Origin of the sequence: Armatimonas sp. (genome assembly GCF_043760365.1) — a bacterium.
Lineage (GTDB): Bacteria > Armatimonadota > Armatimonadia > Armatimonadales > Armatimonadaceae > Armatimonas.
Genome location: NZ_JAYUPA010000390.1, coordinates 1 through 5,022, shown reverse-complemented (window position 1 = coordinate 5,022; position 5,022 = coordinate 1). Strand labels below are relative to the sequence as shown.

Below are 5,022 nucleotides of genomic sequence, written 5' to 3'. Positions count from 1 at the left end.
AGATCGACGCGGGTATGGAAGCGGTACTCTCCACGCTTCAGGACAACTACGTTCGCCCCGACGAATCCAATTCGGCGCAGTCTCGCGTCGCCACTGTAGGCCGCCATCGGTTTATTGATAAAGTCCACGTGCGCTATGTCGAGAAAGAGAAGCGCCACTGGGCCGCGTTGGAGAACTTCAACTCCCAGCGGATCGGCATCAGCCAGCAGTTTTACCGCGACAACGAGCGCCTCCTGGAGGGCGGCATCTGGGCGGAGGTCACCATCGCCCACAACGACATCGATGCCGACAACTACGCCTTCTTTGTCGAGGATCTTCGCCCGATTCAGCTCAGTCGCTTCGATTTTAGTCGCTACACCACGGGGCGCGCCGCCTTCACTCGGGATGAGTGGCTAGACGCGATCCTGCGCTCCGTTGGCCTGGAGCCAAGAAAGCTCTCCAAACGCCTCAAATTACACTTTCTAGCCCGGCTAGCGCCACTCGTAGAGCCCAACTTCAACCTTATCGAGCTTGGGCCGCGGGGTACGGGCAAGTCCTACTTCTTCAGTGAGTTCACCCCCTACGCCACCTTGGTAAGTGGTGGCCAAGCAACCAAAGCAACCCTTTTCTACAACAATGCCCGGGGTAAAGTCGGACTGGTTGGCTTCTGGGACACGGTGGCCTTCGATGAGGTCGGCGGCATTAAAATCCGAGATGCAGATACCATCCAGATCATGAAGGACTTCATGGCCAATGGTCGCTTCTCCCGTGGTGTCGAGGTCATCGCCGATGCCAGCCTCGTCTTTGTAGGGAACATCGACCAGTCCATTGAGCAGCTCGTCAACTCCACCGAGCACGATCTCTTTCAGCCGCTGCCCGCCGAGTTCGACCTCGCCGTGATGGACCGGTTCGCTTGCTACCTCCCCGGCTGGGAGATGCCCAAGAACGGTAGCGACTCGCTTACCAGCAATTACGGCTTCATCACCGACTACTTAGCCGAGGCGTTCCACCACGTCTTCAAGCATACCAACCGCTACGAGGAAGTCACCCGGCGCATTCGCCTTGGTCGTGATGTGGAGGGGCGCGATGAGAAGGGGATCAAAAAGACTGTTTGCGCCTTCCTCAAGATGCTCCATCCCGGAGACAGCCCTAGCGATGCGGAGTTTGAGGAGTACGTCGCCTACGCCGTCGAGGGCCGTCGCCGCGTCAAGGAGCAGATGAACAAGCGCAAGCCCGACGACGAGTTCGCTCGCATCCAGCTCTCCTATATTAACGCAGTGGGTGAGGAGATTGTGGTCTACTGCCCTGAGTCCCGCAACGCCTCCGCAACCCAACAACCAACCAGGCACATCCTGGAGAGCATGCAGGCACCCACGAAGCAACAACCCAGGCAGGTGGTAAGCTCACCCATAATTGGTACGGCTACACTGGCCCCTCTACCCACCGAGCTGCCCGAGAAGCATCTCAGTATCTACTACGGCGACACCGGCCACAGCTACGAAACGCTCTTTGGGGTCTATCTCTGGGGAGCGACAACTGTCACGATTGAAGACCCCTACATCCGCGCTCCGCACCAGGTTCAGAACTTCGTCCGCCTGTGCGAGCTGATCGTGAGAGTTGGTGGGATTAAGCGCATCCATCTCACGACCAGTTATGATGAGATCACCAATGTCGCCGAGATCTCCGAGCGCCTCGCCGAGATAAAGCAAAGCCTGCTGGAAGTCGATATTGTCCTCGATATCGACGTCAATGAAAACCTCCATGACCGTGAGATTCGCCTCGACAATGGCTGGACCATCAAAATCGGGAGAGGGTTGGACTTCTACCAAAAGCCCGAGGGATGGTACAGCCTTGGAGCCAGTGATTTGACCCTACGGAAGTGCCTTGAGACAAAAGTTGATATTTACCGAGAGAAATCAGAGGGAGCTACCTAATTTGTCATAGCAGAGGGCATATTTCTCCATCCCCACCACGGGTGATGAAAGTAGATGCCCCCATTTCGATGGGGCGAGTGTGCATCGTATCGTCACCTCACCCCCGTACTGGAAGCGCTGTGATATTGGCCTGAGAATTTGGTAATTTTACTGTTCAAGTGCTCCCGAGCGCCTACAGGCCAACCTCAGCGGCTGCATTTTCTCTAAAGAGCGAGCCCTCTCGGATGTAGCGTCGCAGGATAGGGAGGCTCTTATGGCCCGTCTGCCCCTGGATCACACGCTCACTCACCCCTGCCATCGCCGCCGCCGTCGCCAGACCAGCCCGCAGACTATGCCCCGCGTAGCTGGCCGCGTCTACACCCGTTGCCGCCACCGCTCGCTTCACCACCAGAGCCACTGTCCGGTCTCCCAGTCGCCCTTCAAGCAACTTGCCATGGCGATTGACCTGCCGAAACAGTGGCCCCTCCGTGATCTTCGCTCTTACCTTCCAAGCTCTCAGGGAGCGTACAGGGCAGGTTGCCAGCTTGGAGCCGTAGGGAATGCCGATCTTTCGTCCTTGCCCCTCCTGGTCGGTCTTACTGCGCCGAATGGTGACGACAAGCCCATCGGCGGTCTCGACCACATCGGCGACATCAAGGCCCACCAACTCGCTCCGGCGCATCGCCCCTGCAAAGCCCAGCAGCAGCAGCGCCCGATCTCGGCAGGCGATCAGGCGATCCCGAGGCTTCTCGTTTTCTCCTGCCTCCTCGTGCTCTTCTTCATCTTGTGGCAACTTTAGTTTTTCGGGGGCACTGTACGCTAAGGAAGCCCCCTCTTGGATTTTGGTCGTTTTGGCTTCCTTAGTCCCTTTAGCTTCCTTGGGCAGGTGCTCCATCATGGCCCTTAGGTCTGGCATGAGCACGGGAGCCTTGCCCTGGGCGGCCACGCCCTTACTACGCCGTATGCCCTGCCAGGTAGCGCGAACCAGCGCGGTCTTGGTCGGCGAGTCGTCGTAGCCCGCTGCGGCGTGTGCCTGGGAAATACTGGAAATCCTACGCTGGATGGTGCTGGTCTTGAGTCCTCGCGCCAGGTGCGTGATGTAGAGCGCGACGGTCTCCGAGCTCGCCGGGAGCGACTCGCGCCTCTGGATCTTGCACCAATCGGTGAAGTCCTTCCAGTCGCTGGTGTAGGCGCGAATGGTGTTCTTCGCCTTGGCGTCCTGAATGTAGTCCCGCGCCTCCTGAGTCAGCCGAACAACCTCCGCTAGCTCCGCCCCAGCACCCGCCTCGATAACCGGCACGAGCTCGTGTCCAATGTCTCCTTTGTCTCGCTCCATTTGCTCCCTCAAGGCCTCCTCAAACACTAAACATCACTCTCAAACACTAAACATCACTCCCAGGTCTACCAAAATGACGGCTGGCTGGCTTTTGGCGTACTCAACGAGCGGAGCGTTAAAGCCTGAGCGAGAGAAGAGGAAGTAGTACTGCCCCTCGCGCTCTAAGCCTGCTCGTGCCAGATCGCGACGAAGCGCATCTAACTCACTGAGTCCCATTGGCTCGTTGGTCCACTTGCAAGAACCCGCCGTCACCGGCTCACGCTTCTCATCGAGCGCTAACACATCAATCTCGATATCGCCACCACCCCACCAGGTGCCAACCTCCGTAAAGTGAAGGCCAGAGGGGAGGGTATTAACCCTCGCCGCTCGCCAGAGGTAGTCACGACTCGCCCACTCGAAGGCGGGCTTGGAGACAAACTGCGACAGGTTCGGCGCTATTGAACGCTCCCAGACCTGCTCGCCCAGCCCTTGAGTCACCAGGCTTCGCGCCGGGTCAACAAACCGATACCAGAAGTTCAGGTAGTGATCTGCTACAAAGTACAGAGAGTTGCGAGAGCGAGGCTGACCTTTCTCGGTGATAGGAACCTCACGGACGATAAGACCCAGCTCTTGAAGGGTGCTTAGTTGTGGGCTGATGTCCTGAGCGGAGTCTTTGCCAATTGCTCGTGCGATGTCGCTGGGTTTGCGCTCGCCATGGGCAATCGCTCGAAGAACCGAGCCATGGAGCACATCGCGCCGCAGGTCTTCCAATAAGAGCCAGTCGGGTTCCTGAGCCAGATAGGTATTAGCCCGAAGTGCGGTTGCTAGCAGGTTCTCCTTGATCGAGAGCTGTGGCTGGAACTGCTCCAGGTAGGAGGGCATTCCTCCCAGTACCGCATAGGCAACGAGCTTCTGCTCGTCTGTGTAGCTTGGAAAGAACAGCCCCGCTTCGGCATAATCCAGCGGCTCCAGCTTCATGGCCCCGGTGCGTCGGTTGTAAAGGGGGGCACGCTCATCGAGCACTTGGCGCTCCATGAACGAGAGCCAGGAGCCTGCGAGAAAGAGCTTGAGGTTGGGTCTGCGCTTGTTGTCATCCCACCAGTGCTGCAAGGCAGTGAGGAATCCGGGGTCAACATCGGCCAGGTAGGGCAGTTCATCAATAACGACGCAGACCGGAGCGGGATCACCAGCATTCTCCCGCCTATCCGCTTCGTAGGTTAGGGAATCGAGGAAAACCGATGTCGAGGAGAAGGTCTGGGGAAGAAAGACTCCTGGAAACGCGGCTCGGAATGCCTCGGTGAGTGCTTCAAGCTGGAGAGGTAGTGTCCGTCGCACGGCTCGATAGAAAAGATACCCGTTCTTGGTGTCATCGAGTACCTGGCGTAGCAGTGCGCTCTTGCCCACGCCGCGCCGCCCGTAGAGAATGAGCAGTTCGGCGCGGCGGGACTGAAGGGCTTGCTCCAGGGAGTGACGCTCTCGGGTTCGGTTATAGAAAGTAGATGAAGTCATTTTTGTATTTGTATAATTACGGTTAGTATAGGTATGATTATACTAATTATACACGACTTTTTGAATACCCCAACAACCAGGGATTCGCCTCGACTATTTCCACTCCTGCACCCATAGCACCTGCGGACAGGTTGACGACCTCGGCCAGCACCACCACAGCTCCGTCTCGACAAGTGGCACAATCTCGCCCCGCTCCAAAGCTCGCGTTCTCGCCGTTTCCGTTGCCCATGAACGTAAGTTCACCAGGGCATTTTGGATTTCCTTCTTAGTACCGATAAAGTAAACTTATCGGTAACTAGAAATGAC

The 5,022-nt window shown here is 57.5% G+C and carries 3 protein-coding genes; 1 reads left to right on the top strand and 2 read right to left on the bottom strand.

Annotated elements, in window-relative coordinates; all coding sequences use genetic code 11:
• Positions 1-1,913 (top strand): BREX system Lon protease-like protein BrxL (brxL, locus tag ACH2EH_RS09315; protein WP_395141034.1); only part of this gene is annotated, 1,913 nt, incomplete at its 5' end.
• Positions 1,914-2,085: 172 nt separating this feature from the next.
• Here the strand turns inward: brxL and ACH2EH_RS09310 are convergent.
• Positions 2,086-3,228: a tyrosine-type recombinase/integrase gene (locus ACH2EH_RS09310; protein WP_395141032.1), complete on the bottom strand. Its 1,143-nt coding sequence runs from the start codon at positions 3,226-3,228 to the stop codon at positions 2,086-2,088.
• 39 nt (positions 3,229-3,267) lie between these two features.
• Entirely contained in the window at positions 3,268-4,716 is a 1,449-nt protein-coding gene (locus tag ACH2EH_RS09305; RefSeq protein ID WP_395141031.1) for an ATP-binding protein, read from the bottom strand.
• Positions 4,717-5,022 lie beyond the last annotated feature (306 nt).

Coding starts and splice junctions, on each gene's coding strand:
- ACH2EH_RS09310 (WP_395141032.1), bottom strand. CDS start 3,228: ATGGAGCGAGACAAAGGAGACATTGGACACGAGCTCGTGCCGGTTATC.
- ACH2EH_RS09305 (WP_395141031.1), bottom strand. CDS start 4,716: ATGACTTCATCTACTTTCTATAACCGAACCCGAGAGCGTCACTCCCTG.